The organism is Streptococcus sp. 2022WUSS135 (genome assembly GCF_044427045.1).
GTDB lineage: Bacteria > Bacillota > Bacilli > Lactobacillales > Streptococcaceae > Streptococcus > Streptococcus hashimotonensis.
This window is the reverse complement of sequence record NZ_JAOTGL010000025.1, coordinates 1-26402: the sequence shown is the minus strand read 5'-3', so window position 1 is coordinate 26402 and position 26402 is coordinate 1. Positions and strand designations below refer to the sequence as shown.

Annotated in this window: 30 protein-coding genes, 1 tRNA gene and 2 pseudogenes; 8 read left to right on the top strand and 25 right to left on the bottom strand. The window is 39.0% G+C overall.

From position 1 onward, the window contains the following. Nucleotides 1-216, top strand: a pseudogene (locus ODU45_RS08030) (transposase); the annotation flags it as partial. A gap of 1127 nt (nt 217-1343) precedes the next feature. Here the strand turns inward: ODU45_RS08030 and ODU45_RS08025 are convergent. From ODU45_RS08025 to ODU45_RS07975, 11 genes are all read right to left on the bottom strand, one after another. Beyond that, the gene (locus tag ODU45_RS08025; RefSeq protein ID WP_023370068.1) at nt 1344-1886 is read right to left on the bottom strand and encodes a site-specific integrase; all 543 of its coding nucleotides are present in this window, start codon (nt 1884-1886) and stop codon (nt 1344-1346) included. A 491-nt stretch (nt 1887-2377) separates the two neighbouring features. Next, nucleotides 2378-3910, bottom strand: coding sequence for a phage/plasmid primase, P4 family (locus ODU45_RS08020; RefSeq protein WP_398581102.1), 1533 nt, complete (start codon nt 3908-3910; stop codon nt 2378-2380). Nucleotides 3911-3924: 14 nt separating this feature from the next. Further along, nucleotides 3925-4497 carry a hypothetical protein gene (locus ODU45_RS08015; RefSeq protein WP_398581101.1) on the bottom strand — a complete coding sequence of 191 codons (573 nt, stop codon included), beginning with the start codon at nt 4495-4497 and terminating at the stop codon, nt 3925-3927. After that, nucleotides 4490-4690: a hypothetical protein gene (locus tag ODU45_RS08010; protein ID WP_105257381.1), complete on the bottom strand. Its 201-nt coding sequence runs from the start codon at nt 4688-4690 to the stop codon at nt 4490-4492. Before ODU45_RS08010 ends, ODU45_RS08015 begins: the two co-directional genes overlap by 8 nt. A 236-nt stretch (nt 4691-4926) precedes the next feature. Further along, the gene (locus ODU45_RS08005; protein WP_398581100.1) at nt 4927-5226 is read right to left on the bottom strand and encodes a DNA-binding protein; all 300 of its coding nucleotides are present in this window, start codon (nt 5224-5226) and stop codon (nt 4927-4929) included. A 373-nt stretch (nt 5227-5599) separates the two neighbouring features. After that, nucleotides 5600-5863 carry a hypothetical protein gene (locus ODU45_RS08000; protein WP_024385458.1) on the bottom strand — a complete coding sequence of 88 codons (264 nt, stop codon included), beginning with the start codon at nt 5861-5863 and terminating at the stop codon, nt 5600-5602. 131 nt (nt 5864-5994) lie between these two features. Further along, a complete protein-coding gene (locus ODU45_RS07995) occupies nt 5995-6402 on the bottom strand; it encodes a hypothetical protein (protein WP_398581099.1) in 408 nt (135 codons plus the stop codon). Continuing rightward, on the bottom strand, nt 6395-6844 hold the full coding sequence (locus ODU45_RS07990) for a hypothetical protein (protein ID WP_398581098.1): 450 nt from the start codon (nt 6842-6844) through the stop codon (nt 6395-6397). The genes ODU45_RS07995 and ODU45_RS07990 overlap by 8 nt, the downstream gene beginning before the upstream one ends. Next, the gene (locus ODU45_RS07985) at nt 6822-7043 is read right to left on the bottom strand and encodes a hypothetical protein (protein ID WP_398581097.1); all 222 of its coding nucleotides are present in this window, start codon (nt 7041-7043) and stop codon (nt 6822-6824) included. The genes ODU45_RS07990 and ODU45_RS07985 overlap by 23 nt, the downstream gene beginning before the upstream one ends. Beyond that, nucleotides 7033-7323 (bottom strand): hypothetical protein, encoded by a 291-nt coding sequence (locus ODU45_RS07980; protein WP_398581096.1) that lies wholly within the window; start codon nt 7321-7323, stop codon nt 7033-7035. Before ODU45_RS07980 ends, ODU45_RS07985 begins: the two co-directional genes overlap by 11 nt. Before the next feature lie 317 nt (nt 7324-7640). Further along, complete coding sequence (locus tag ODU45_RS07975) at nt 7641-7829, bottom strand: DNA-binding protein (RefSeq protein WP_087013485.1); 189 nt, start codon at nt 7827-7829, stop codon at nt 7641-7643. Between the two features lie 159 nt (nt 7830-7988). On the opposite strand from ODU45_RS07975, the gene ODU45_RS07970 reads away from it, so the two are divergent. The 3 genes from ODU45_RS07970 to ODU45_RS07960 all read left to right on the top strand — a co-directional run bounded on the left by ODU45_RS07970 (nt 7989) and on the right by ODU45_RS07960 (nt 11272). Beyond that, entirely contained in the window at nt 7989-8549 is a 561-nt protein-coding gene (locus tag ODU45_RS07970; protein WP_398581095.1) for a helix-turn-helix domain-containing protein, read from the top strand. 26 nt (nt 8550-8575) lie between these two features. Next, on the top strand, nt 8576-9295 hold the full coding sequence (locus ODU45_RS07965; protein ID WP_398581094.1) for a DUF3800 domain-containing protein: 720 nt from the start codon (nt 8576-8578) through the stop codon (nt 9293-9295). A gap of 834 nt (nt 9296-10129) precedes the next feature. Further along, nucleotides 10130-11272 carry a tyrosine-type recombinase/integrase gene (locus tag ODU45_RS07960; protein WP_398581093.1) on the top strand — a complete coding sequence of 381 codons (1143 nt, stop codon included), beginning with the start codon at nt 10130-10132 and terminating at the stop codon, nt 11270-11272. A 90-nt stretch (nt 11273-11362) separates the two neighbouring features. On the opposite strand, the gene ODU45_RS07955 is transcribed toward ODU45_RS07960, so the two are convergent. From ODU45_RS07955 to ODU45_RS07945, 3 genes are all read right to left on the bottom strand, one after another. Beyond that, nucleotides 11363-11605 carry a type B 50S ribosomal protein L31 gene (locus tag ODU45_RS07955; RefSeq protein WP_012027466.1) on the bottom strand — a complete coding sequence of 81 codons (243 nt, stop codon included), beginning with the start codon at nt 11603-11605 and terminating at the stop codon, nt 11363-11365. Between the two features lie 118 nt (nt 11606-11723). Then, a complete protein-coding gene (locus ODU45_RS07950; RefSeq protein ID WP_398581092.1) occupies nt 11724-12752 on the bottom strand; it encodes an FAD:protein FMN transferase in 1029 nt (342 codons plus the stop codon). Beyond that, the gene (locus ODU45_RS07945) at nt 12739-13683 is read right to left on the bottom strand and encodes a bifunctional oligoribonuclease/PAP phosphatase NrnA (RefSeq protein ID WP_398581091.1); all 945 of its coding nucleotides are present in this window, start codon (nt 13681-13683) and stop codon (nt 12739-12741) included. Before ODU45_RS07945 ends, ODU45_RS07950 begins: the two co-directional genes overlap by 14 nt. Before the next feature lie 94 nt (nt 13684-13777). On the opposite strand from ODU45_RS07945, the gene ODU45_RS07940 reads away from it, so the two are divergent. The 4 genes from ODU45_RS07940 to ODU45_RS07925 all read left to right on the top strand — a co-directional run bounded on the left by ODU45_RS07940 (nt 13778) and on the right by ODU45_RS07925 (nt 16212). Then, a complete protein-coding gene (locus tag ODU45_RS07940; RefSeq protein ID WP_012775265.1) occupies nt 13778-14239 on the top strand; it encodes a flavodoxin in 462 nt (153 codons plus the stop codon). Between the two features lie 139 nt (nt 14240-14378). After that, complete coding sequence (gene rpsN / locus ODU45_RS07935) at nt 14379-14648, top strand: 30S ribosomal protein S14 (protein ID WP_002940393.1); 270 nt, start codon at nt 14379-14381, stop codon at nt 14646-14648. An 81-nt stretch (nt 14649-14729) separates the two neighbouring features. Then, nucleotides 14730-15008, top strand: a complete 279-nt coding sequence (locus tag ODU45_RS07930; protein WP_024401825.1) for a chorismate mutase — start codon at nt 14730-14732, stop codon at nt 15006-15008. Continuing rightward, nucleotides 14998-16212, top strand: coding sequence for a chloride channel protein (locus ODU45_RS07925; RefSeq protein ID WP_136671167.1), 1215 nt, complete (start codon nt 14998-15000; stop codon nt 16210-16212). Before ODU45_RS07930 ends, ODU45_RS07925 begins: the two co-directional genes overlap by 11 nt. A gap of 20 nt (nt 16213-16232) precedes the next feature. On the opposite strand, the gene ODU45_RS07920 is transcribed toward ODU45_RS07925, so the two are convergent. The 11 genes and pseudogenes from ODU45_RS07920 to ODU45_RS07870 all read right to left on the bottom strand — a co-directional run. Next, nucleotides 16233-16304, bottom strand: a tRNA-Arg gene (locus ODU45_RS07920). 196 nt (nt 16305-16500) lie between these two features. Further along, the gene (locus tag ODU45_RS07915) at nt 16501-18525 is read right to left on the bottom strand and encodes a bifunctional metallophosphatase/5'-nucleotidase (protein ID WP_398581090.1); all 2025 of its coding nucleotides are present in this window, start codon (nt 18523-18525) and stop codon (nt 16501-16503) included. Between the two features lie 261 nt (nt 18526-18786). Next, nucleotides 18787-19392, bottom strand: a complete 606-nt coding sequence (sodA, locus tag ODU45_RS07910) for a superoxide dismutase SodA (protein ID WP_172030185.1) — start codon at nt 19390-19392, stop codon at nt 18787-18789. A gap of 111 nt (nt 19393-19503) precedes the next feature. Further along, a complete protein-coding gene (holA, locus tag ODU45_RS07905) occupies nt 19504-20535 on the bottom strand; it encodes a DNA polymerase III subunit delta (RefSeq protein ID WP_398581089.1) in 1032 nt (343 codons plus the stop codon). A gap of 137 nt (nt 20536-20672) precedes the next feature. Next, nucleotides 20673-21275, bottom strand: coding sequence for a hypothetical protein (locus ODU45_RS07900; protein WP_014638361.1), 603 nt, complete (start codon nt 21273-21275; stop codon nt 20673-20675). A gap of 107 nt (nt 21276-21382) precedes the next feature. Beyond that, entirely contained in the window at nt 21383-22138 is a 756-nt protein-coding gene (locus tag ODU45_RS07895) for an epoxyqueuosine reductase QueH (protein ID WP_024387922.1), read from the bottom strand. Between the two features lie 456 nt (nt 22139-22594). Beyond that, nucleotides 22595-23305 carry an ABC transporter ATP-binding protein gene (locus ODU45_RS07890; RefSeq protein ID WP_023370933.1) on the bottom strand — a complete coding sequence of 237 codons (711 nt, stop codon included), beginning with the start codon at nt 23303-23305 and terminating at the stop codon, nt 22595-22597. Then, the gene (locus ODU45_RS07885; RefSeq protein ID WP_002937291.1) at nt 23305-24069 is read right to left on the bottom strand and encodes an ABC transporter ATP-binding protein; all 765 of its coding nucleotides are present in this window, start codon (nt 24067-24069) and stop codon (nt 23305-23307) included. The genes ODU45_RS07890 and ODU45_RS07885 overlap by 1 nt, the downstream gene beginning before the upstream one ends. Then, nucleotides 24069-25016, bottom strand: a complete 948-nt coding sequence (locus ODU45_RS07880; protein WP_002937293.1) for a branched-chain amino acid ABC transporter permease — start codon at nt 25014-25016, stop codon at nt 24069-24071. Before ODU45_RS07880 ends, ODU45_RS07885 begins: the two co-directional genes overlap by 1 nt. Nucleotides 25017-25018: 2 nt before the next feature. Next, nucleotides 25019-25906, bottom strand: coding sequence for a branched-chain amino acid ABC transporter permease (locus ODU45_RS07875; RefSeq protein WP_012027482.1), 888 nt, complete (start codon nt 25904-25906; stop codon nt 25019-25021). A gap of 280 nt (nt 25907-26186) precedes the next feature. Next, nucleotides 26187-26402 (bottom strand): annotated as a pseudogene (locus ODU45_RS07870) (transposase); the annotation flags it as partial.

Genomic DNA, 26402 nt, shown 5'->3' with positions numbered 1-26402 from the left:
ACTATTTCAAGAACTTAGTCAAAGACAAATTGACAAGTAAAGAGGGAGCCCGCATTTATGCCAAACGCAAGGTGGATGTCGAACCTGTATTTGGTAGGATGAAGGGTGTTTTTGGCGTGCGCAGAGTGCATGTCAGAGGTCAAAAAGTGGTTGAAACTGAGATAGGATTCCTCCTAATGAGCATGAATCTCACGAAATTGGCGAAGAAATTAGCCCATGATAATAGAAACAAAAGGAAAAACACAAATAGTTCGGCTGGATTTCATCAAAATCAGCTTGAATCTATCTGTGTTTTTTATTTACTGGCTAGTTTTTGCTCAGCCTCTTTATTTGAGACCGTATTTTATACCCTTTTATTTATTATCATTTTTCATTAAATAATAAGATAACTATATAAATAGAAGAAAGTTTTTATTAAATTCTTATATATTCTTATCAATTATCATCAGTCGGAACTTTTTCCGTTACCAAAATTAAGAGTTTCCCCACCTATTCCAAGAAATAAAGGGTAAGTTATTTTATACATTTTTATGAAATAATATACAAAAAAAGTTGGTTTTACCAGCTTTTTTAATGTCTATTTCAAATTTTACACCATTGGTATTTTTATTATTTTTTATATATCAATTTTGGTCAATTTTTGGGGAGAGATACACAAGAGGATTAACACCGTTATTGTCTTCATGTGCTAACATTCTAAACCAGGGGGGATAAAGAAAAAATCTCTTGTCATAAATTCTACAAAATTTTTACCCCCTTTTTGTCTAACGGTTCCTGACTTGGAAGAAGTTCCCTTACTCGGTTCCCAATCATTTGAAAATATTTCAAAAGGGTAGGGGGGTAAAATATAAAATCATCAATCTATTATAATCTAATTCGTTTTTGAATTACGATAAATATAGACTAGATATTTTTTCCGATGTCCCTTTCCCGTTGCACGTTTCCCCTGCAGAAAAGCGTTTTGTTTTGGCATGGGGGCTTATTTATACTAGACTACTATCATCAGTGTAATAGTTGTTTATAATATTTTGGCGCGAAAAAAAATGTAGAATGACGGCGTGAAGTCCAAAGGCGGTAGGGTGGTAGGGTACACCCCCCCTTATCTTCCAAATGCACTACAGACAATAGATAAGCCCTTAATACTAACATGTAAAGGGCTTAATGATTTTATTTTCTTTTTGTATTTTTTGAATGTTTTTTGTGTTCGTTTAATTAGTCATATCTTATATTCTGTCTAATTATGTTTCACTCTCTAAACTCAATACTATCAAGGCTTTCAGCTATTCCTTTAATTATTACTAGCATTTTCTTCGTTATGTCTAATTAATACTTGATATTTGTCTTTAAATGTCAAAGTTAGCCATCTTAGTATCTAGGTCATCTTGTCTAACTCCTATGTATATTAGCGTGATTGCTGGGCTTGAATGATTAAAGATAGTCATTAAATCAGCTACATTCTTATACTTTTTATAATAATGATAGCCAAATGTTTTCCGCATGGTATGAGTGCCTATATTCTCTATCCCTAAATCATTCCCAGCGGTCTTTAATATCCAGTAAACTGTACGGCGGTCAAGGGGTTTGTTCACACCGTTACGGCTTTGAAAAAGATAATGATGAAGCGGTTTGCCTTCTACATACTTCCTTAACTCGTTCTTTAGGGTTCGGGTCATTTTGATATTTTTCTGTTTCCCAGTTTTTTGTTCCCTAACTCGAATGTGCCAACCTTGGACGTCTTTTACTCTTAATTTTAAAATATCCCCAATTCTAAAACCTGTGTTTATTCCCACAAGAAATAAAATATAGTTCCGTTCATTCCATGACCTTAGATAATCCTTCATGGCTTGGATGTCGTCTTTATCGCGAATAGGTTCAACTGCGTTCATTTGCTATTTCCCCTTCTTCATCACGCGCCTTCAAATTGTCATATTCCCTAGCGGACTTATTCGGGAAATAGTGTCGCTCTAAGTTTTCTAACCATTGGGCACGCCCTTCCATCATTCCTTTATACATTCCATCAGTTCGCGTTCTGAAGTTCTCTACATTCGTTTGCTTCAATAATTCCACCTTCTTTCTATATTAGAATTACAACACCTTACAACGCTTGACAACACTTAAAGTTATAAAGTGTTGTAGCGAAAACCCTTGGGGCACAAGGGGTTTGGAGATATTACTACACTTACTACACTTTTTTTGAATACGTTGAATTTTTTTATAATATATATACATACACAAGTAAGTATATTTCTTTTTTATTACTTTATATATAATAAGTGTAGTAAGTGTAGTAATATTATGTAAAGCGTTGGGGCTGTTGGGGTTTCGTCACTACACTTTTTCTAAAAAGTGTTGTACCAAGTGTTGTAAGTGTTGTAACTTATTTTTTCTTATAGCCCCTCTGAGCCTTCCCTTTGATTGGCACATATAGGGGTAAATAGTGGGGCTGGTCTTCCTTGGGGTAGAAACCTTTGGGAAGGTCTGCCCCTCTTGGTAGACTAATAGGATAAGCCAATTTTTCCCAGTCATCGGGTAAATATTGCGGAAAGTGAGTATGAAAACCTTGACTACTGAAATTATGTTGAAAATTGTGATAATCTGCAAAGCCTGTAAAGTACCACCATACCCAATCATTAGGAATAAACGTAGAATGTAAATTAGTAAATAGATTTTGTGAAAATGCTAAAACAGGGTCTATTGCTTCCTGGTATTCATCTAGTAAATCTATAGACTTGCTCGGCTCTATAAAGTCCTTAAAATCTAGGTCAATAACTGTTTTTAACACGTATTCTAGGACACTAGGGCGCGTGATATAATCGTTTTTGATTGCTCGGTTAGGTTTCCCCTTAAAGTGCTTATTAAAGGGCAAAATAACCATTCTACGCCGTATAGCGTGATAGTCTCCCCTAATCTTTGGTAGTGTGTTTGTTGATTGGATGACTAAAGTTTTTATAAAGGTACTGTAAGCGTCTTTCCCTTTTTTCTCAACCGTTACAGTATCCCCACCAACTAGGCTAAATAGTTTGGAAGTATCTCGAATAACTGCCCCAGCTTGCACATCGTCGCCTATTATGGCTTGTTTCCCGATTGCTTGGGCTAGTGTAAAGCGGTTATTAACATCTAAATCCGTTATCTTAATACTTGCTATGTTCTGCCGTCCTATTAGGTTGATAAATAACTCTTGTAGCGTCCCCTTTCCTGTTCCGCCTTCTCCTACAAACCAAAACATTTTAGCGTAACTTTCTCCACGTACAACGGCGTTGAGTAGTTGAAGTGATAACTGATAAAGTTCTTTATCTCCGTTAAACAAATCTAATAGCCAGTCCTTAAACTCCCATCCCTTAATAGTTGGACTTGTGGCGCGGGGATTGTAGTTGGTTTGTATCTTGTGAGTGAATACCCTTGTTTCTGTAAATGGTTCTAGTGTCCGTGTCTTTCGGTTGTAGATACCATTGCCAACTATTATCAAATGTGGGGCGTTTTCCGCCTGTCTATGTGGTGCTTTTCGGGTTAAGTGGTAAATACAATCGCTAGCCCTTTTTTCGTTGTGCCGTGGCTCTATAATGCTTATAAAGTCTTTTAAAAATTCCCTATCATTTATATAAATTCCCTCATCGGGGTTATAAAAATAAACAGGTTTTGTTCCCTCATCGCTTTCAATTCTGCAAACTGTCAGCAATTCCGCCATATAATCGGCAACTATCAAAGGTGGAATAGGCTTTTTAATTTCTGCTTGTGCCTGCTTATCGTCTAAACCGTCTTCTAATAGCTTTCTATAGCGTTCTTCCTGCTTGTGTTGGACAAATTGAAATACCCTACCTTGCCAACCTTTAAACGTTATAAGCCGTATATCACGCGCATTATATTGCGTTTCTCCTGTTGTTTGTCTTCCATACTGTGTAATACTCCCCACCTTCTTTCTATGGTCTAGCTTATAATTTTTGTATCTTGTTTTTGCTGATTGATAATGTATGCTATTGCGTTTCCTGTATCTTCAGCAAAATAAAACTGTTTCATCATGTCTAAGAAATAGCTTGCTAGGTTTGTCCGCTTCACAATAGCAGAAAATAAGTCTACTACTTGTTCAAAATCATAGCCATGTAAATACATTTGTCTGATAAAAATAGCCGTTTCTTCCTTGGTGTAAATTCCATTTGTGATAGTATCAAACACCCAGCCATCTAAATATAGCCCGCTTGCCTGTCTTTGTTGGTCTAACGTGATTTTTTCAATGTCTTCTAGCTTTGCTAATAGACTTGTTTTCATGATACTTATTGGATAATCTCTAATAAGTTTCCACCCTTTCGGGGCTGGTATTTCTTCAAATACATTCAAAATGATATTGTTTAGGCTAAAAGGTGTGATATAACTACCAAATGGCAAGTAATAGTAAAAACGGAAAAAATTATTTTGCATTACTGCGCGTGTCGGATTATCTTTTAGTAAATCTAGTAAGATTTGTTCCCCACGTTTTATAGTCACTTCCACAATGCTATACATCTTTTTCCCTTTCTATGTTCTTTTGTTTCGCTATTTGTTGCTTTACCCATTCAGCCCTATCTTTCTCGTCTGACAAAGATAGAAAATAGTCTCTTTCCTCTTCTGGTATTTCTCTATTGATAATAGCTAGTATTAATTGAAAAATATCAGGGTCTTCTTTTCTAACGGTTTCTAATATTTCTTCAATATTCATTTTTGACACTCCTAGTTATATCTCTTGCCAGCAAGCCAAATATAAGCCCCGTAGTTATCGTTTGTAGCTTGTCTGGGGTGTTTACTCTCGGAAACATTTTGGGGCTTGCTAGGAGCTTGAAAACTGCCCAAACCTACCCTAAACCATAAAAAGAGGTTTAGCGGTGTAAATATTGCTATGAGTGTTAACGCTTGTTCTATTGTCATTTCTTGCATGTTGTTTTACTCCCTTAACTTCTATACCTCGGCTTCTAGCAATACTTCAAGCCGTTTCTTTTCTTCCTCGATTTGTTTTTCTAGGGCTCCTATACCTGCCATTAGTTCGCTATGATTGGCTGGTATAAAATAGCCCTTATGATTGCCTTTGCGGTTGCCAATAATTGGTATTTTATGCTTGATTATCAGCCGTCTAACACATTCCCTAACCGTTCTTTTTTCTAGGTTGGTTTGTTGTGCTATGTGGCGCGCCGTGATGGCTTTTTCAATCCCTACACCGATTAGGCTATATATACGTTTGTCGTTTCCTTTTAAGTCCATTTTGACCCCCTTCCACATTTTGTTCTTGTATTTCTGGTATTGGCTCGCGCGGTGGCGCGTGCTTTTTCCGTGTGTTGACCTGTCTACAATTTTTCTTTTACTATACATGTTTTGGAACTAGCCTAGACTATCCCCAGCGGTTGCCCGCTCCAAACTTACTTTGTAAGTCTGTGCCAAAATAATAGCCTAGCTAGTGTGTTCTGTCTTTGATTTTTAAAATCTTGAAATAAATAATATTAACTTGCCTTCTTATTGTGCTTATGGTATGATTAAGGCAATAACAAAGGCTTACAAGGGGTTGCCCTTCCTTAGTTATTGTTTAATCATTTGAAGGCTTGTCAGTTTGGTCGCTGGTGTAAGCCTTTTTTTGTTGTCATTCTTTCAACTTTTCTAAAATTTCGTCCACATCTCGCACATCATAGTAGATAGACTTCCCTTGACGGCGTGACCTTAGCCCGCATGACTTTAAATACTTCATGTATTTATGGTCAAAGCCGTATAACTCCATTACTTCCCCTTGTCTTAAGGGCTTTTTGTTTAGCCGTTCTATTTCGTCCTTTGCCATTTCACGCGCCAAAGCTAGGGCACCGCGGACAAGTTCAAGGCTTGCATTTTCGCTTAATAATGCTTCTGTCATTCGTTTTTTCCTTTCTGTTCAATATACCGCCTAAAATCGTCTATACGGCGTTTTTTCTTTGTCTAGTATCTTTATACTACCCATTCCAAAAAATCGCTAGAATGTACCTTTTTTTGAGAATTTAACACCCTCTAGGCGTAAACCTCAGAAAATTCTTTGAAAATGTCGTCAGGGATTTCGGTTAGGGCTTGTTGCTGGAGCTGGATAGCCTTTAGGCGGTTTGTATCGCTTGCCGTTGGCTTATTGATAATGTCAGCCGTTGCCAAAACTTGCTTGAAATACTCGTCTAGCTTTAACTTCCGCCCTTCAGTAATTTCTTGTTTTTCTTCTCGTTTGGTTTTTAAAAATTGAAATTCCTCAATTTCATCATTCAGCAAGCTATAGGAGATAATGCCACGGTGTCGCCATTGGTTAAAACGTGCCTTAATCCCCTCAATCGTCCAACCTTTCAGCCGTTCTAGGAGTAAATCAAAGCTAACTAGCCCATTATCTTCATAAACTTGTTGTAGTAGTTCCTGTGTAAATGGTGTTTTAGTCATCTTCCGTATCTCCCTCGATATATTCCAGCTCCTTTTCTGTCAAAGTGCTATTGTATTCAGAAAGTAAGTAACCTAGCCCTTCTTGTAATCCTACCCATAGTTCACAAAATTCTTTTTTGTCTGCTTCTTTCGGTATAAGGGGCTGAAAGTCCTCTACTTTTTCGGCTAGGTCATACAGTTCATATAGTTGTTTTAGTAATTCTAGGTACTTTTTACGGCTGATAGTGTAGTTTTTACGGGCTTTCTTCCGTTTCTTGCCCTTTGCTCGATAATGTAAGGTGTGTTCTTCTAGCATTTCTTGAATTTGTACCCATGCTTGCGCGTTTTGTTCCACCATATCGGGTAAGACTGCGCTATTTTCATCTAGCCCCATAGCTTCCGCCATGTTTACTTGGTCATCTACCCATTTTTTAAACTCTTTATAGGTTTGTTTTTTGCTCATTTTGTATTTTCTCCTTTAGTTTTTCTTGTAAATAGCCTTGTATCTCCCATATGAAACGGCTAACGGCTTCAAATTTACCCGCTAGGGTCGTTTCTATGGCTTCATTATTCAAACTAGCTAGATAATCAGTAATATAGTCTAGCTCTTCATCTGACTTGTTAGCACGCTCTTGGAGTGCTTCAAGTTGTTTACTTGCCATTGTCTGCCCCTGTGTCTTTTGTATGCTCCCAAAGGGCTTTATAATCGCCGTCATGGTCTAGGCTCTCTAGTAAGTAAAGTGCCTCATCGCCAAAATTTGCGATATGGTCTAGTGTTGTATTGACTGCCATTTCTGGGAAGTCTGTATCTAGTGTACTGTCCGCCATATCCATTACCATTAGTTCAAGGTAAATAACCCTTTCTAGTAATTCTTGGCGTGTTGCTCGTTGTCCTAAGAAGGTTCTACGCTCCATACAGTAACGTTCTTCAAGTGTGGTCATATTGTTTTTCCTTTCTAGCACGCGCCTGCGTGTTTATTCTTTGGATTAGGTGGGGAAACCCGTATTATTGTTTAATCATTTGTTTTTGTCGTTGGTCGTAGTTTTAAGGGTTACGCCCTTAAAATAGTGCTTAGTTCTTTTTCTGCGCGTGATTGCCCTTGGTCGTTGGTCAATCATGAGTAAATAGCCATTGTAAGATAGCTAGAATGTGCCTAGCCGTCTTTTTTAGGGTTAGATAAAGTAGTCCGCCTATGTTTTTTCTCCTTTCTTTGTCCGTGTCGTTTTCCTGTAGTGTGTGTGAAAGGTAGTTAGGAAAATTACACATCTTCTAGTAGCCAATTTATGACACTTTCATAGATACGGCGCGGGGCGTCATAGTTGCCCTGCTCTACTTTGGCAAGTGTGGGCGGTGTGATTTGCAACTTTTTAGCAAGTTCTAGTTTTCCGATTTGTAAGTCTGCGCGCTTGCGCCGTACTTTTCTAGCATGGTCTTCCGTTAGTAGCATTTTTGTCCCTCCTTTCTTAAACGAAAAAAACTTTCGTTTGTAAAGTAATAATAACCGAAAAAACTTTCGTTGTCAACGGAAAAAATGAAATTTTTTTCGTTCATGATTTTATTTTTTTAAATGTTCATGTTATACTTGTTTTTGTGAGAGGTAGAAAACATGGAAACTAAAAACAGGTTAAAAGAATTACGGAAAGCAAGTAATTTTTCCCAAAAAGATTTTTTTGAAAACATAGTGAAAACCAAGTTAAAACTAGATGTAACTTTGCGAACCTATCAAAACTGGGAAAATCCTAATAATGAAATAAAATCAAAGCCAGCCCAAGCTTTAGCAGATTTTTTTGGCGTAAGTGTTGGGTATTTGTTAGGGTATGACAATTCAGATGCTATCTTTTGGGATGCATTAGATAAATATGGAGTAGGAGAACAGACAGAAAAAGAGTACTTGTTTGAGTTATCAGAAATAGAAAGCGGACGTGAAATATTTTTAAAGTATTTTGACAAAGCTATGATTGAAACTATCACGGATAAAGAAAATAAGGCGCTGAAATTAAGCAAAGAAGATGCTATCAATCAAGTAAATCACTTTTTTAAAGCACTATATCACTTGACAGAAATAGAAATTGAATTACTGGTATATTTTAAAGTGTTAGATATTGCTGACCAAAAAATAATAGTTGACCTTGCACATAAACTAGCAAACAGAAACAAAGACAGTTAAAAACGCCAAGCCCAGCAGGTCGGCGCGTGAATAAATCAAAGAGAAAGGAAACCATGCAACATTACAGTTTAGACGAATCAGGAAGCATTACTACTAGCAATTCCCCTAATAACCGTTTTTTTATCATTGCTGGAGTGACTGCCACAAACAAAGAAAAAGTAAAACGGGTATTCAGAAAAGCCAAAGTAAATTACCTAAAACACAATCCTGATGTACTACTAGACATCAAATCAGAAATAAAAGGCTCTCAAATGTCAATAGAGTTTAAAGACTACGTTTTTAGTCAACTTATTTCAAAAACAGATATACAATTCAATTACCTGGTATTTGACAATTACAATGCATTACAACGGCTAAGAGAAAAACCAAACATTACTTTTAATTATCTGATGTTTTTAAAAGCTGACAAGCTCATAAACGACCAAACACCACTAAAACTAGACTTAGACGATAGAAACAAGAGTGTCGAAAGTTTAAAAGCCCTTGAAGAGTATTTACAGACAAAACTATGTGTAGAAAGTGATAGGGTTTCAGATGTAAAAGTTGATTTCTTTGACTCTGCTAATCATACTATGATACAAATAGCGGATATTTTCGCAAATCATCTGTATAGAATATTTAAGCAAGTAGCAAAAAATCAAGACTATACCGAAAACCTGGAACTACTTACTAAACTAAAACAAACTAACCTACAACATTGCCAATACTTCCCTGCTGGAAAATGTGAGTGTATAGACCTTTTTTAGTGATAAAAATAAAAAAAGCACGAAAAAACGCCAAAAAAGACACAAATAGTTGAATTTTTCAATAAAAAGAGTTATATTAAGTATAGAAAAGGCTACTTGTAATTCTGTTTGTGTCTGCGTATTGTCGTAAGCTGCCTGTGTGGTATGCCAGCCAACAGTTAAGGGCTTTTTTAATTTTATCATAACAAAAAGGTAGGATATAAGTTTATTCTGCCTTTTATTGTTATTCTGCCATGTTACGAAAAACGCCAACCCCAGCAGGTCGGCGCGTGGAAATATACAAATTGATTGACATATAACCTATAATGGGGGTATAATCATAGTGTAAAGAATTGTTGTGAGGACAATTCTAGCACTAAATCAAAAAAGCCCCCAACGTGCCAGCGTTGAGGGTTTTTGTTTGCCCCTGTTTGGGGTTAGTCGTCGTTATCGTCTAAATAATACTTAACTACTTCAGTCAAGATATTAACCAATAACGGCGCTAGAATACTTGTGAGGATAAACTCTAGCAACTAAACCACCTCCCTTCAGTAAATTCAAAGGGGGCTTGTATATCTTATCAGATAGTTTATTTTGTTGTCAAATTCTCCACGCTTACAGATGGCAACGTGTAAGCAACCATATTTTTATGATTGATATTTAATCCCAAATACTATAAACTAGATAAACGGAGAAAGCATTTATAACGCCCGAGGGTGTATATTTGCGTGAGGTGTCTAGTTTTGCTAGGCACTTTTTTCATTCTTAGCAATAATATTAGAAACCACTTATAAACACGCGCATACTATTTTATTCTTTCGATTAGGTGGGGAAACCAATAGGAAGGATAAACAAATGATTAAACAATACAAACTAAATGACGGCTCTGTTAGATACTCTTATATCGCCTATGTAGGTATAGACCCCATTACAGGCAAAGAAAAGCGCGTAAGGAAAAGAGGTTTTAAAACTAAGAAAGAAGCCAAAATAGCTGAAAGCCAATTACTTCTAAAAGTGGAGCATGAAGGATTTTTTGACAGGCCAGATAGAATAACCTTTGAGGAAGTCTATAAGATATGGCTAGAACACTATAAAAACACCGTGAAGGCTAGTACATACGCCAGACAAAAGGCACAAGCAGACCTACATATCATTCCAGCATTTGGCGCGTGCTACGTGGATAAAATAAGCCTACCAATGTGCCAAAAACAGGCACAAGAATGGTTTAAGGGCTACAAGAAATATGCTAACTTTATCGGTATGACTAAGATGGTTTTAGATTTTGCGGTAAATCTGGGCTATATTCATGATAACCCCATGAAGAAGATAATAAAGCCCCGTAAATCCTCTGAAGTCGATGAAGAAGAAAAGAAAAAAGAAAACTTTTACAGCCGTGAAGACTTGCAAAAGTTCCTAGACTGCGTAGCAAAGGAAGACAAGGAAGAAATAGCTTGTATTTTCCGATTACTCGCCTTTACGGGTATGAGAAAAAGCGAAGTACTTGCCCTACGGTGGAAAGACTTAGACTTCTTTACCTCGCGTTTATCAGTTAGCCAAATAGTAGCCTACGGAGAAAATAACAGTATCGTCTATCAAACACCCAAAACAAAAAAGAGTAAGCGCACTATCACGCTTGACCCTATTACCGTGTCTATTCTGAAAAAGTGGGAAAAGACTAGACATTTTTTAAACTTCCCCCAGCGCGTGAAACCTACTGACCTAGTTTTTCCAGCAGAAACAGGCAACGCCCATAGTTTTGATTATATAAATTATAATCTGCGTTGTATTCTGAAAAAATATGACTTGCCTTATATAACGCCCCACGGTTTCCGCCATACTCATTGTAGCTTATTATTTGAAGCAGGGGCAACGATTAAAGAAGTCCAGGAACGACTAGGGCACGAAGATATAAAAACGACTATGAATATTTACGCGCATGTTACGGAAAATACAAAAGAAAAAACGGCTGAAAAGTTTGCCCAATTTTTGGGAATGTAACGCCCAGCCGTTACCATTTCAAAAAGAAAACCACTCCCAAGGCTCGGGAATGGCTTAAAATCAACGTTTCTAACGGTTTTATAACGCTGATTATTTGAGACCGTATTTTTTGTTGAAGCGATCCACACGTCCATCTGCTTGAGTGAACTTTTGACGTCCAGTATAGAATGGGTGTGAGTCTGATGAAATTTCCACACGGATCAATGGGTAAGTTTCACCTTCGAATTCAACTGTTTCGTTAGATTTCTTAGTTGAACCGCTAAGGAACTTGTAGCCAGTAGTTGTGTCCATGAAGACAACAGTGCGATATTCTGGATGGATATCTTTTTTCATTTTAAAATTCCTTTCTGCCATGGACTCTTTCCGAGCCATAGATTATAACCATTTAAGTTTACCAAAAGTTTGTTCTTATGGCAAGTCTTTTTACCTATTTTTTTAATATTTTTTCAAGTTATAGTACGGAAGCACCTGAAGCAAGGTCAGAAGTTACTCTGGCGCCAAATCCCCCTCTTGAAGGACTGCCCAAGCTATCAGAAATCCTTTCTTTACCAGCAAGAACTTTCTCAGAAAGCCCTGAGGTCACTAGAATCCTGCCATCCAGCCCAATCAGAACCGCCTCGATACCATCAGTTTCTTCTACCATCTTATAAATCCGAGTTATTTCCTGACCAAACAGTCGAGTCGTCCAAATCTCACCATCAACAGATTGTTTGGACACAATGGTCAAACTAGCCAGTTGCGACTCGACTGGATATCCGGTCTCGGAACTCAAAATATGATGATAGGTCTTTCCATTCACGGTAAGGGTTCTTTCGTAAATACCAGAGGTGACTACCGATTCTTCTCCTATTTTGAGGACGAGGGCATTTTCACCACGTGGTTTCTGAGGATCCTGTATACCAATTCGCCAATAGCCATCGGCATTGTGAGGAGCTTGACCAAAGGTCAGGACGTTGCCACCCAGGTTAATCAGTCCAGCTGTCACACCTATTCTTTTAAGGAAGTCGACCATCTTATCTGCCACATACCCTTTTGCCAGAGCACCCAAGTCGATCGCCATGCCTTCTTTTTTCAAATAGACTGTCTGCTCCTCATCATCTAATTCAATGTCCCTTGGATTGATGAGTTGGAGTTTTTCACTGATCATTTCTTGAGTTGGAAGTTTGGCATCGCTAAACCCAATCCGCCAGCTTTGTACAAGAGGGCCAATGGTAATATTCAAAAAAGATCCCTGAGCCAGACTGTGTTCCTTGCCCAATTTGATCAATTCATACAGGTCCTCTGCAACAGGAACCGCCTGAACACCCGCATTGATATTGACCTCCATCAATTCAGAGGTCAAGTCATTGGCAGAAAACCGATCCTTGTAGAGATAGAGAAGCTCTTCTACCTGATCCAAAATTGGTTCTGCCTGTGGATGCCAGATTTTTGTTTCAATGACAGTGCCCATTAAACGAAGGGAGCGACTACTTGCTTGCATTCCTCACTACCTCTTGGATTTCTTGGTATATTTGCTCATTTTCGGAGAGTGAATAAGAGTTAGCACCACTTGCTAGTGGGTGGCCACCGCCATCGTGGCGTTTGGCAATCTCGTTGATTGGAAGATACTTACTGCGTAGTCGTACTCGATAGTTTCCGTCAGTTTGTTCCACAAAAATCCCCCAAGATTGAACGATTCCAATCCGTCCTGGTGCACCTACGATAAAGGAAGTGTCCGCATCGGTCACGCCATATTTTTCGAGAATATCCTGTGTCAAAACGACACGTGCCGCACCATATTCATCCACTTCCAAGTTGTCGTAGACGTAACCTGTCAACTTGGCAATCTTGAAATCAATGGTGTCCATCTGACGAGACATCCTTGCAAAGTCAAAATCTTCTTGGCGGAGACGAGCGACAATCTCAAAGGTGCGCGAGCTGGTTGCTGGATAGAGAAAGCGGCCTGTATCGCCCACAATTCCTGCATAGAGTAGACGAGCAATCTCTCCATCTAGTTCCAGTTGGCTCTGGATGGCCAGTTCCGCAATCATTTCACTGCATGAACTGGCTTCCGTATTGACCCAGAGCAGGTCGCCATAAGGCTCTTCGTTGGGGTGATGATCGATTTTAATCAAGAAATCTCCTTGAACATAGCGGTCGTCATCCACACGCGCCGTATTGGCAGTGTCTGTCACGATAACCAAGGCTCCTTGATAGTCTTGGTCTGCAACTACGTCCATTCCTGCCATCCAAGCAAGATTTGGTTCCTCAAAACCGGTTACCTTGATGGTTTTTTCAGGAAAATTCTTCTGCAAGAGTTTCTGCAAGCCAACTTGACTACCAATGGCATCCGAATCTGGTCGTTTATGTCGGTGAATAATAATCGTGTCGTATTCGTGAATTTTTTCAATAATTTTACTGTAAATTGTCATAGCAACTCCTTTTCATCATTTTAGCATAAACTTCCCCTTTTGAAAATGATGGGAGTGTGGTATAATGGAATTACTATGTAATTTGGAGGAAATTATGGCACTAGCAAAAATAGTTTACGCTAGTATGACTGGTAACACAGAAGAAATTGCTGACATCGTCGCCAGTAAGCTAGAAGAGTTAGGCTTGGAAGTACAGGTTCACGAATGTACGACTATTGAAACAGAAGAAATCTTGGATGCGGACCTCATCGTGGTAGCCAGCTACACCTATTCTTACGGTGGAGACGGTGAGCTTCCAGATGAAATTGTTGATTTCTATGCTGACCTAGCTGATTTAGATTTGACCGGTAAGGTCTACGGTGTTTGTGGTTCTGGCGATACCTTCTATGATGACTTCTGTAGTGCAGTAGATGACTTTGATGTCATGTTGGGGTCACGTGGTGCAACTAAGGGTGCCGAAAATGTTAAGGTAGACCTTGCCGCTGAAGATGAGGATATTGTTAACCTTGAGCAATTCGCAACAGACCTTGTTGCTAAACTAGATACAATGAATTAACTGACAAACAGACTGGCTTAGCAATAGGTCTAGTCTGTTTCTTTTAGCCTTTTATTAAGATTGTACACCTATTGTTTGCAATCTTTATTTTTTTGATATATAATTAACTGGTTAAGTTTTTTAAAAAAAGGAGAATTTTATGGCTAAAAAATCAAAAATGGCACGCTATCAGAGGCAATTGGAATTAATCGAACGTTATGCAGATTTGCGAAAAAGTCTCAAAGAAAAAGGTGACTATCAAGCACTTCGAAAATTGCCTCGCGACTCAAATCCAAATCGACTGAAATACCGCGACAGGACCGATGGCCGTCCGCATGCTTATATGCGAAAATTCGGTGTGAGTCGGATTACCTTCCGTGAATTAGCCCATCTTGGTCAACTTCCTGGGGTAAAAAAAGCAAGTTGGTAACTTCCTCAAACAAGGCTAGTATTCTGCCTTGTTTTTTGCTATACTAAAAAACAACTGAAACAATATACGGAGGTCTATAAGATGAATTTGGATTGCATCCGCGAACAGATCAACACGATTGATAGCCAATTGGTTGAACTACTTGAAAAACGAATGGAGTTGGTCGACCAAGTCACAGCCTACAAACGAGCAACAGGTAAGCCTGTTTTGGATACCAGCCGAGAAAATGCTGTCCTTGAAAGAGTTGGAAAATTAGTTCAAAAGGATGATTACCGCTCTGCCATTCAAGCAACCTTTAGTGATATGATGGCCCAATCAAGAGCCTATCAATCTTCCAAGCTAGCGAATCATGAGGAATAAGATGAAACAAGCCATCCAACTCCTTTTCTTTTCCAGCTTAATTGGAGTCGGTGCAGGAATAATTACCACACTTTTTGGGAAAATTCTACTAGGGGTTAGTGACTTACGATCTGAATATTTTACTTTTCTAATTCCTTTTCTGCCACTTGCAGGGATAATGATTGTTTTCATTTATCAAAAATGGGGGAGGGAAGTCCAAGCAGGCATGGGCTTAGTCTTCAAAGCTGGACAAGGGGAGAATGTGCAAATTTCTCCAGTTCTCATTCCGCTCATCATCTCTACAACTTGGCTCAGTCATCTTTTTGGCGCTTCCGTTGGTCGCGAGGGTGTAGCTGTTCAACTTGGTGCCAGTCTCTCGCATTGGTTACAAAAACATGGTTTCACACACTTGCCCAAAGACATGATAACAAAGATTGGTATGGCCGCAGGTTTTGCTGGGCTATTTCAAACACCATTGGCTGCTAGTTTCTTTGCCATTGAGGTTTTAGTCGTTGGCCAATATTCTTGGACAAGTCTCCCCTATTGTCTAGTCGCTGCTCTCACGGCTTCTACTACTTCCCATTTACTGGGATTGGAGAAATTTTCGCATGCCATCGCGACTACCTCATTCCATTTTACAGATAGTTTTAAATGGATTTTGGTTGCCATCTGCTTTGGAGTTGTCGGTAATTTATTTGCTTGGTTTCTGGCGCAAGCAAAAAGCATTTCAACTCGATGGTTTCCAAATCCTTACATTAAAATAGCTATCATGGGAGTTGGACTGACCGTTCTACTATTTTTCTTCCATCAAGGTCGTTACACTGGTCTAGGAACCAATTTGATTGAGGCTAGTTTAGCTGGGGAACAGGTGTTTGCTTACGATTGGCTACTAAAACTCCTACTAACCTGTCTTTGTTTGGCTGCAGGTTTTCAAGGAGGCGAAGTTACTCCACTCTTTGCGATTGGAGCTAGTTCTGGGGCTGTTTTAGCAGGATTACTAGGTCTACCAACTGAACTTGTTGCAGCCCTTGGGTATTGTGCCGTATTTGGAACAGCCACCAATACCTTACTGGCTCCTCTCTTCATTAGTTATGAAGTATTCGGAGCTAATATCCTGCCCTATGCTATTACTGTACTTGCCATAGCTTATCTTATAAACAGAAAACAGACTATTTATGGACAGCAGTTGAGGAAATTCAATAATGCAAAAAAGCCTATCATTTAGGCTTTTTCGTATACTCTCCATCTCCCCTGCAGGAATCGAACCTGCAACTAATTCTTAGGAGGAATTTGTTATATCCATTTAACTAAGGGAAGTCTGCTTCTCTATTGTACCCCAGAAGAGAGCAGATTGCAAGAGCAAGGTTATGTAAGTTTTTTCAAATTTTTACAAAAAAGCAGAACTTACTCTAAGATGAAACACTATTGTTTTTATGTATTTCTCTCATGATAGTCTCTAAAAGAAGCGATTCTAGAACATACTTCGAAAGTTTGTCACTTTTATGCTTGATTCCTATTCCCCTTCCTTACGTCTCATTGAGACAGCCATTCCGAGTGAGACTAAGCCACCCAAGCTAATAAGAAGTGAGCCTAGGGCTTCTTGACCGGTATTTGGAAGTGTTTGATTTCCTGATGCTTTTTCAGCTTTCTTATTTGAAATAGGAGCCACACTTCCAGATGGTGCCGGTTGCTCGTTTGCTTTCTGATTTGCTACACTATCGCCACCGTCGCTTGCTTTTCCAGGTGTTTTCGTATCGGTAGTTGGCCCAGCAGTATCTCCTTTTTCTTCTGCTTTTGGTTCTTCTACGTACTTCTCTACAAATGCTTTTCTACCTGGAATTGTTGCACTAATGGTTTGACCTGCTTTTTCTAAATCAGTCAAGTACTCCACAAATACTTCTGTATCTGGATTGATAGCACCAATCAGTTTAGCTTCTTTGAAAATTGAGAAGCCATCCCCACCACCAAATAAGAAGTCGTTGATGACAAGTTTATAGGTTTCTGTCGGAACAATCTCTGTTCCATCTTCTTTGAAGGCTTTAACAACCTTGTAAGGATTTTCTTCCGTTGGATTGTCAGCCTTCGTGTAGATATATTTAATTCCAGACATTTGAAGGAAATATTTTTCACCTTCATCATATTGTTGATTTAAGGCTGTATAAATCTGCTCACCTGTCATCTGAACAACTTGCAAGATATTCCCAAATGGTTGCACAGCCTGTGCTGCACCCCAAGTAACTGTTCCATCTTCTTGGACTTTCAAATCTGCCCGAATCCCGCCATCGTTTGTCATTGCAAAGTCAACATCATAACCCGATTTCTTAGCGATAGCTAATTGAGCCGATGTTACTAGATTACCTACAGCACTTTCTTTAAATTCATTCACTTCGCGAGAAATATCTGTCGCTTGACTAGCTGTAGCAATTTTTTGCTCTGTTACTTTTTTAACAATGGTATTTGCCTCATCCACAATTGCCTGAATTTCCGGACTTGGTGTTTTCTGCCCTGGTGCTACTGCAATAATTTTCGCAGTCGGAACAGCTTTAAAGTCGGCAATATCTGTATCATAAATAGCCCTAACATCTGCGTAAGCCTTACCTTGTGAGGTAGCTTGAACAATCAAGGTTTTGCCCGTTGTACCGTTTGTATAGACATGGTTATGACCAGCAAATACAAGGTCAACTGAGTGTTCAGGATAGATTTCATTTAGCTTAGCAATCATATCTGCTGCTTCACCAGCAGCCACACCATCCTTGCTTGTAGCTGGAACGTGAGCCAGTACAACTATCGCATTTACACCTTTTTCAGCTAACTCACGCGCATATTTAGCAATCGTCTCTGCCTCATTCAAAAAAGTGTACTGCTCATAGTTTTTCTTCAAAACAAGATTAGGAATTTCTGTCGTAACTACACCAATAAATCCAATCTTAGCTTCTTTATCATTCACGGGAATAGTCTTAATAGCGTAGGGCTTCCAACCATACGGAATTTCACCCGTTTCTTTGTCAATAACGTTAGCAATAACAATCTCCTGTTTAGCAGCTTCACGAGTATAATTATCTACAATCTCATTAAACTGACCTTTTTTTGGAGCTTCACCAGTCATGATACGGTTATACTCATCAAGTCCCTCATCAAACTCATGGTTCCCCAAAGTCCCGTATTCAACATCCATTTTATTAAAGACTTTTACAGTTGGTTCATCTTGCAAAAGTCCAGAATTCGATGGACTTGCACCAACCATATCCCCAGCTTGAACACGGATAGACTCTGCAGGTGTCTCTGTTTCTGCTGCTGTTTCTTCAAATTCTGCTTGTGAATCATCCATGTAAGCATCAAGTAAGGCGGCAGTTCCTGCATTCCGAACTGTTTCCCCTTCCAATCGCGCTGTCCCCGTCATATCAAGCGCACCATGGAAATCATTAACTCCCATAATTTGGACAGCTAATTCATCTGCCAAAACAGTTTGTGTTGCAATAACGCTAAAACCAGCTACAAGAGCTAGTATACTGCTTTTCAACCGAATATTCTTTTTCATAAGCAAAACAATGCTCCTTCTATTTTTTTCATATTGACATATCTATAATAATCCTTTTTTTACAGCTTTTCAATATTAAATCAGTCATTTATAACAAAAAATTATAAAAATATTCGTTTATTCTTACTTTTACATCGGTTTTCTGAAAATATCTTGTCATTTTTATCTATAATACGAAAATTCCCCTTCTTCCCTTACACAATTCTCTCAAAAATAATCCTGGCAACTAAAAAATCTCTTCCCAAAGGAAGAGAACTGTTCTTATTTAGCTGCTTTATAAAGTTCGTTAACCTTGTCCCAGTTGATTACTTCAAAGAAGGCTTTAATGTAGTTCGGACGGACATTGCGGTAGTTAAGGTAGTAAGCATGTTCCCAAACATCCAATGCCAAAATTGGTTTCAAACCTTGCATGATTGGTGTGTCTTGGTTAGCAGTTGAGATAACTTCCAACTTGCCTTCTTTATTAACAACCAAGAAAGCCCAACCTGAACCGAAACGAGTTGTTGCTGCTGTAGTGAAGACTTCTTTGAATGCATCAAATGAGCCAAAAGTTGCATCAATATCTGCTGCCAATTCTGCTGAAATTTCTGTTTTTTCAGGTGAAAGCAATTCCCAGAAAAGAGCATGGTTCAAATGACCACCACCGTTGTTGATCAAAGCTTGGCGGATGTCTGAAGGAATTTGGTCAACATTTGAAAGAAGAGCTTCAAGGTCTTCGCCAATTTCAGGATGTTTTTCAAGTGCTGCATTAGCATTTGTAACATAAGTCGCATGGTGCTTACCATGGTGAAGGGTCATTGTTTCTGCATCAATATGTGGTTCCAAAGCATCGTATGCGTATGGAAGGTCTGGTAAAATAATTGCCATTTTCGTTTTCTCCTATACTAAGTGATAGTTCTATTCTACTCCAATGTGAGAGCCTTTTCAATTTATTTGTCTGAAACCATGGTTGCCCCTAAATCTAAAATACTCTTTTTACTATGCAGTCGCGATTTTTAATAATGCCAAATCAAATAAATAATCCTTATCAAATTGGCCTGTTTTAATTTGAAAATCTGTATCAATTAGGAGCTTGACGACTTTTTTCAAAAATCCAATGGACAGATGGCGTGAATCACGCAAAGCATACTTTACTTGGTATGGATTTACCTTACGCCCCATAATAGTTGATAACTCAGCTACTATCCGCTGTTCCCCTCGGCCTTGTTCTAGTAGTATTTGCACTTGTAGATAGGTTCGAAATTGGGTTAACATGATGGCAATCAACTTAACCTCTTCCTCCCCTTGCAACCGCAAGTCACGAACTAAGTTGCGAGCCTCGTCTACCTTGGATTGTAGAATTAACTGTGTTAAATCAAAGATATTATCTTGTAGTGTTTTGGGGATAGCCGCATCAATATCTGAAATTTCAATCGTCTCTTTTCCCTTATAAGATTGAAGAAAGGCTAGGTTCTTACTGATTTCTGCAAAATCAAAATTGGACTTTTCTAAAAGATATTGAAAAACCTCTCCTCCCATCTGCAATCCAAGACGCATTATCTCTTTCTGGAAATGATTTTTCAAATCCAGCTCCTTCAGGGGATTGGCTTCTAATACTAGTCCATCTCGTTTGAGGAGCTTGACCAGACGACGCTTACTGTCCAACTTACCCGGTGCTAGAATGACCAAACGTGTTGTTTCGACAGGATTTTCCAAATAGACCTCAAACTGTTTGAGTTCATCATCCGTCAAATGCCGTTTTTTATCTGTCGTTAAATCTGCAAAATAATCAAGAATCACTACTTTTTCATCTGAAAAGAAGGGAAGAGAAACTAAGTCCAAGTCTACCTGATGATAATCAGCCTCCGACATATCAAAATAGGCAAAACCTAAATCTGCCGCATCAAAATCAAGCTTCCTCAGAAGTAAGTCTTTCGCTATTTGGTATTGTCCGATGTCTTCACCGCATAAAATGGTCAGAAGCTCTAATTTCTCTTTTTTTAATTTTTCAATCTGTTCAATTACTGTCATAAAAACCTCAAAATTCCTTTCTCATTGTACCACAAAAAGAGCCTAGACATAAAGTCTGGACTCTTTCATTGAAATTTATATCAGGAAGGTAGGATAATCACTCCAAATGGCCTATTTTCCAAATAGCAGTTCCTTTATTAGCTATTCCACCACCCTTTGAAATTCCACCAAGCATCTTGAAAAGTATCCTTTATCCGATCTCTCCAAGTCTTATTTTCTTCTTCCTCAATAGAACGTTTGAACAAGGCATCTGCGTACTCATCCTCTTGTTCCTTTTGATTCTGTTCAACTCGCTTCTTTTCACTTTTATATACTAATTGACCAAAATACAAATTCCCATCGTCTGCAAATTTTAATGTAACAACATCACCTTCTTCGAGTTTCTTATTCAATTTTACAACATAATCTCCACTGCCGTCCGCACGATGACCACTTACTTCCCATTCTCTCTCATAGCATTGTGGAAAATAATTAACCTCCCCTTCTTTAGGACACTTTGACTTATGCTTAACTGTAGGAACATCTATCTTTTTCCCGTTTATATATGCAGTGACATAACCAAATGAGCCAACATGGACATGAATAGAATCTGAACCCGTTCTAAAAGGAGCTACTTTTACCCCCGGAACATTCTGTTGACCTACTGGTACAAACATCGAAGTCTCCGCCTTCACACTTGATAACGATAGTAAACCGATGACAAAGGTAACTAAAATAAATGATACTTTTCTCAATTTCATTTTGCTTTTCTCCTAGTAGTACAATATATTAACCATAATTAGTATATACCAATTTCATAGAGAAAGCAAGAAAAAACGCTCCTTAAGTAAAAACTAAACTCAAAAACTCAATTCTTATCCAGCACCTTGAAAGGAATGTGGGAATAATCTCTGTGCGTTTTTAAAAATTCCAAGGCTTCTTTTTTTACCTGTACGAGATTGACACCTTGGGCATTGGCCCCATAGACACAGCCACAATAGCACTGGCGATAAATGTCATACTCTTCACACATTTGAACTGAACGCTGATAGCCTCCATTTTTCTTAAAGTCACTCGGAAGATACTGGGTATCGTATAATTTCTGTACCTCAATCCCAACAGCATTGATGGTCTGCGAATTCTTATGTGGACTGATTGTCAAAGCCGAACCAAAATAGTCAAAACCAAGCTCAACTGCCTTCTCCGCAGTCTTATCCAACCGATAATCATAGCAAACCTTACACCGATCTCCCCCCTCTGGCTCATTGGCAAGATGCTGAGTTTTCTTGAAAAATTCCTGAGGGCTATAGTCAGCTTCTAGGTAGCCTACCGACTGTCCAGTTTTCTGATTAAATTCTTTGACAAACTGGGCCGTCACGGCTGCCCGCCGCTGGTACTCCGCCTTTGGATGAATATTGGAATTCGCAAAATAGATGGTTACATCTGCATATTGAGTCAAGTACTCCAATGTATAGGTCGAGCATGGTGCACAACAGACATGCATGAGAATTTTCGGTCGAAGCCCCGCTTCCTGCCACGTGCTCGCCATTTTTTGAAACACTTTATCATAGTTAACCTTTTGATTCGGTGATAGAGTCGATAAAATCTCTTCAACTTTAATCATACAAACCTCCAAATATACATTCATTATACTATATTTGAAGCTTACTGCATAGATAGTAATAACGAGGGAGAGCGCTTGATAAGAATCCCCATTTCCAACTTTAAACAACCTACTCGTGATGAAGAAAACCGATTGCCAGCGGTTCGGAACGTAGACAACCCCCTAAAAATATAAAAAATTGAAGAAGTTTGCGAAAGATAGCAAGTCATTAAACTCTTAGAAACATTGATATTTCGGCGTTTCTGAGAGTTTTTAATTTTCAACATAAAGAAAGACCGTCTGCCGACGGTCCCTATTTCCGACCTAAAACAACCTGTCAGGGTGGGAGACAAACCAGCAACGTACATTGCTGGTTTTCCTATCTCCAACCTAAAAAGGTCCCTCGGACCTTGATATAAAGAAAAACGCCTGCCGGCGTTTCCTATTTCCAACTTAAAACGTGGGATAACCCACGTTTTAACCACCCAGATATGCTTTTTTGACTTCTTCTGAGGCGAGGAGTTCTTTTCCTGTTCCTGATAGGACAACTTTTCCTGTTTCTAGAACATAGCCACGATCTGCAATTGCGAGAGCTTTGTTAGCATTTTGCTCAATCAAGAGGACAGTTGTTCCTTGTTTTTGAATATCTTGGATAATATCAAAAATTTCTTGGATAAAGATCGGAGCCAAGCCCATTGATGGTTCATCAAGGAGCAAGAGCTTTGGTTGGCTCATTAGGGCACGTCCCATGGCCAACATCTGTTGCTCACCACCTGAAAGGGTAGCGGCATCCTGGTTTTTACGCTCTTCCAAACGTGGAAAACGAGCAAAGATTTTTCTCAAGTTTGCTTGGTTTTCCTCACGATTGTTGCGAAGGAAGGCACCCATTTCCAAGTTTTCCATAACAGTCAAGCCTGCAAAAACATGACGACCTTCTGGAACTTGTGATAAACCGTCTGCTACGATTTTACGTGCAGGAACTTTTTGAATCTCATTTCCAAGGAAAGAAATCGTTCCAGCTGATGGACGAACAAGTCCTGAAATAGTACGAAGGATAGAGGTTTTACCAGCACCATTAGCGCCGATAAGTGTTACAACTTCACCTTCATTAACCTCAAAGCTAACATCTTTAACAGCTTCGATAACACCGTAGTTAACGGAAAGATTTTTTACTTCTAACATTGCCATTAAGCTTCACCTCCAAGGTAGGCTTCAATTACACGCTTGTTATTACGAATTTCTTCTGGTGTACCATGGGCAATCAAACGACCGTACTCCAATACGTATATCCGCTCCGTCACTTCCATAACCAAGCTCATATCGTGTTCAATCAAGATGATAGTAATGCCAAATTCTTCTTTGATTTTACGGATAAGTTGGGTCAATTCTGCCGTTTCTTGTGGGTTCATACCAGCCGCTGGTTCATCCAAGAAAAGAATTTTTGGTTCAGTCGCAAGGGCACGAACGATTTCCAAACGTCGTTGTTGACCGTAAGGAAGGTTTTTAGCTAATGTATCTGCATCGCCATCCAAATCGAAGATTTTCAAAAGTTCAATCGCTTTTGTTTTCAACGCTTCTTCATTCTTATAGAATGCTGGAAGACGGAAGAAACTTGCAAATACTTCTGATTTACCATGGTTGCCAAGACCAATCAAAACATTTTCCAAAACGGTCATATTTTTGAACAAACGAATGTTCTGGAAAGTACGACCAAGACCAAGCGAAGCAATTTTTGATGGTGCTTTACCGTTCAAAATAGTCCCTGCAAGAGAAATTGTCCCCTCGCTTGGCTCATAAACACCTGTCAAGAGGTTGAATAAAGTCGTTTTACCAGCACCATTTGGACCGATAAGACCAACCAATTCCCCTTCATGAAGTTCCATGGTCACGTCACCAACGGCAGTTAGGCCACCGAAGTTCTTGGTTAAATCTTTTACTTCAAGTAATGCCATTACTTAACCTCCTTCTTCTTGAGTAGAGCTGCTACGCTGAATTCCTTAGTTCCCAAAAGACCTCCAGGACGGAAAATCATCAAGAGAATAAGAGCTAATGAATAGATAATCATTGAAATATCAGAGTAACTCTTGAGGAATACGTTCAAAATACCAAGTACAATGGCTGCTACAAAGGTACCTGTGATAGAGCCCAAACCACCCAATACAATGATAATCAAAACGTTAACGGAGGTCATAAAGGCAAAGTCTTTCGGAACAATTGTCCCAACGTATCCTGCATGGAGACCACCTGCAATGGCTGCCGTCATGGCACCAAATACAAAGGCTGAAACTTTAACAAATGTTGGATTGACACCTACAGATTCTGCCGCAATTTCATCCTCACGAACAGAAATTGTAGCACGTCCCATCGGACTGCGCAAAAAGTTAACTGTCACCAAGGTTGTGATGATTACAAAAATATAAACTAAAGGCCAGCTTGTAAAGAGTGGAATAGACATAATACCTGCTGCACCATTCGTTACACTACCACCATTGATAATTAAAATACGAATAATCTCTGCAACACCAAGAGTCGCAATTGCAAGGTAGTCCCCTTTCAAACGAAGGGTTGGAATACCAACTAAAAGAGCCACTGCACCTGAGATTAACATCCCAACAATCAAGGCGATAGCAAATCCACCATAAGTTGGCATCATTTTCCCAAGAATACCTACTGCATAAGCACCAATAGCCATAAAACCAGCATGACCAAGTGAAAATTGACCTGAGAAACCAACAATCAAGTTTAAACCAACTGCCAAGATAATTTGAATACCGATTTGCTGAACAATCTGGATGTAGTAAAAATTCAGAATCCCTGCTGATACAAGACCTTGAATAAGCCCAAAACCAGCCAATAAGATAGCCAACCAAATCGCATTAACTTTTAAATTTTGCTTCATGGTTACACCTTCTCTTTCACATTTTTACCAAGAATACCACTTGGACGCACCAAGAGGATGATGATCAAAACAGTATATACGATCGCATCACGGAAAGTATCGAATTCAATTACATAGGTAAATGTTTCGATGATACCGATAACGAAGCCACCAAGCGCAGCACCTGGAATAATACCGATACCGCCCAATACTGCCGCTACAAAGGCTTTCAAACCTGGGGTCATCCCCATCAAAGGCTCAATCTGGTTGTAGTAGAGACCTAGGAGAACACCCGCAGCACCCGCAAGAGCTGACCCAAGAGCAAAAGTAAAGCTGATTGTACGGTTTACATTGATCCCCATAAGCTGAGCTGCATCGCTATCTACAGAAACCGCACGCATGGCCTTCCCCATTTTTGTACGTTTGACAATTAATTGAAGAGCGACCATCAACGCAAGCGATACACCAAGAATAATCAACTGGATATTGGTAACAGAAACTGGACCAAGGTTAAAAGTCACAGCTTCGATTGCTTGTGGAAAGGCTTTTACGTCTGCTGTAAAGAATTTAATCATAGTGTATTCTAAGAAGAAGGATACACCTATAGCCGTAATCAAAGCTGCTATACGCGTTGAATTACGCAAAGGACGATAGGCTAAAAACTCTATAACGACACCGAGAATAGCCGTCCCTACCATCGCTAGAATGAGAGCAACAAAGAAACGCGTTCCACCATCTGCAATAAAAGTTAAATTATTTAATAGGAAGTACCCCATAAAAGCACCCATCATATACAAATCGCCATGGGCGAAGTTAATGAGTTTGATAATTCCGTACACCATGGTATAACCAAGGGCCAAAAGGGCATAAACAGAACCAAGAATCAAACCATTGACAAGTTGTTGAAGCATAGGTTCACCAATCTTTCTAAATATTTTTCGAGCTCAATAGCATTGTTACATTATACAAAATTTTCTGAAAATAAGCAAGTTAGATGGAGAGTTTAATCATTAAAATTACCGAAAATTTAACCAAATTTTAAAGCAACATGTATACTATTCTATACATTCTGGCAAGTGAAAGAGGCTGAGCAAAAACTAGCCAGTAAATAAAAAACACAGATAGATTCAAGCTGATTTTGATGAAATCCAGCCGAACTATTTGTGTTTTTCCTTTTGTTTCTATTATCATGGGCTAATTTCTTCGCCAATTTCGTGAGATTCATGCTCATTAGGAGGAATCCTATCTCAGTTTCAACCACTTTTTGACCTCTGACATGCACTCTGCGCACGCCAAAAACACCCTTCATCCTACCAAATACAGGTTCGACATCCACCTTGCGTTTGGCATAAATGCGGGCTCCCTCTTTACTTGTCAATTTGTCTTTGACTAAGTTCTTGAAATAGT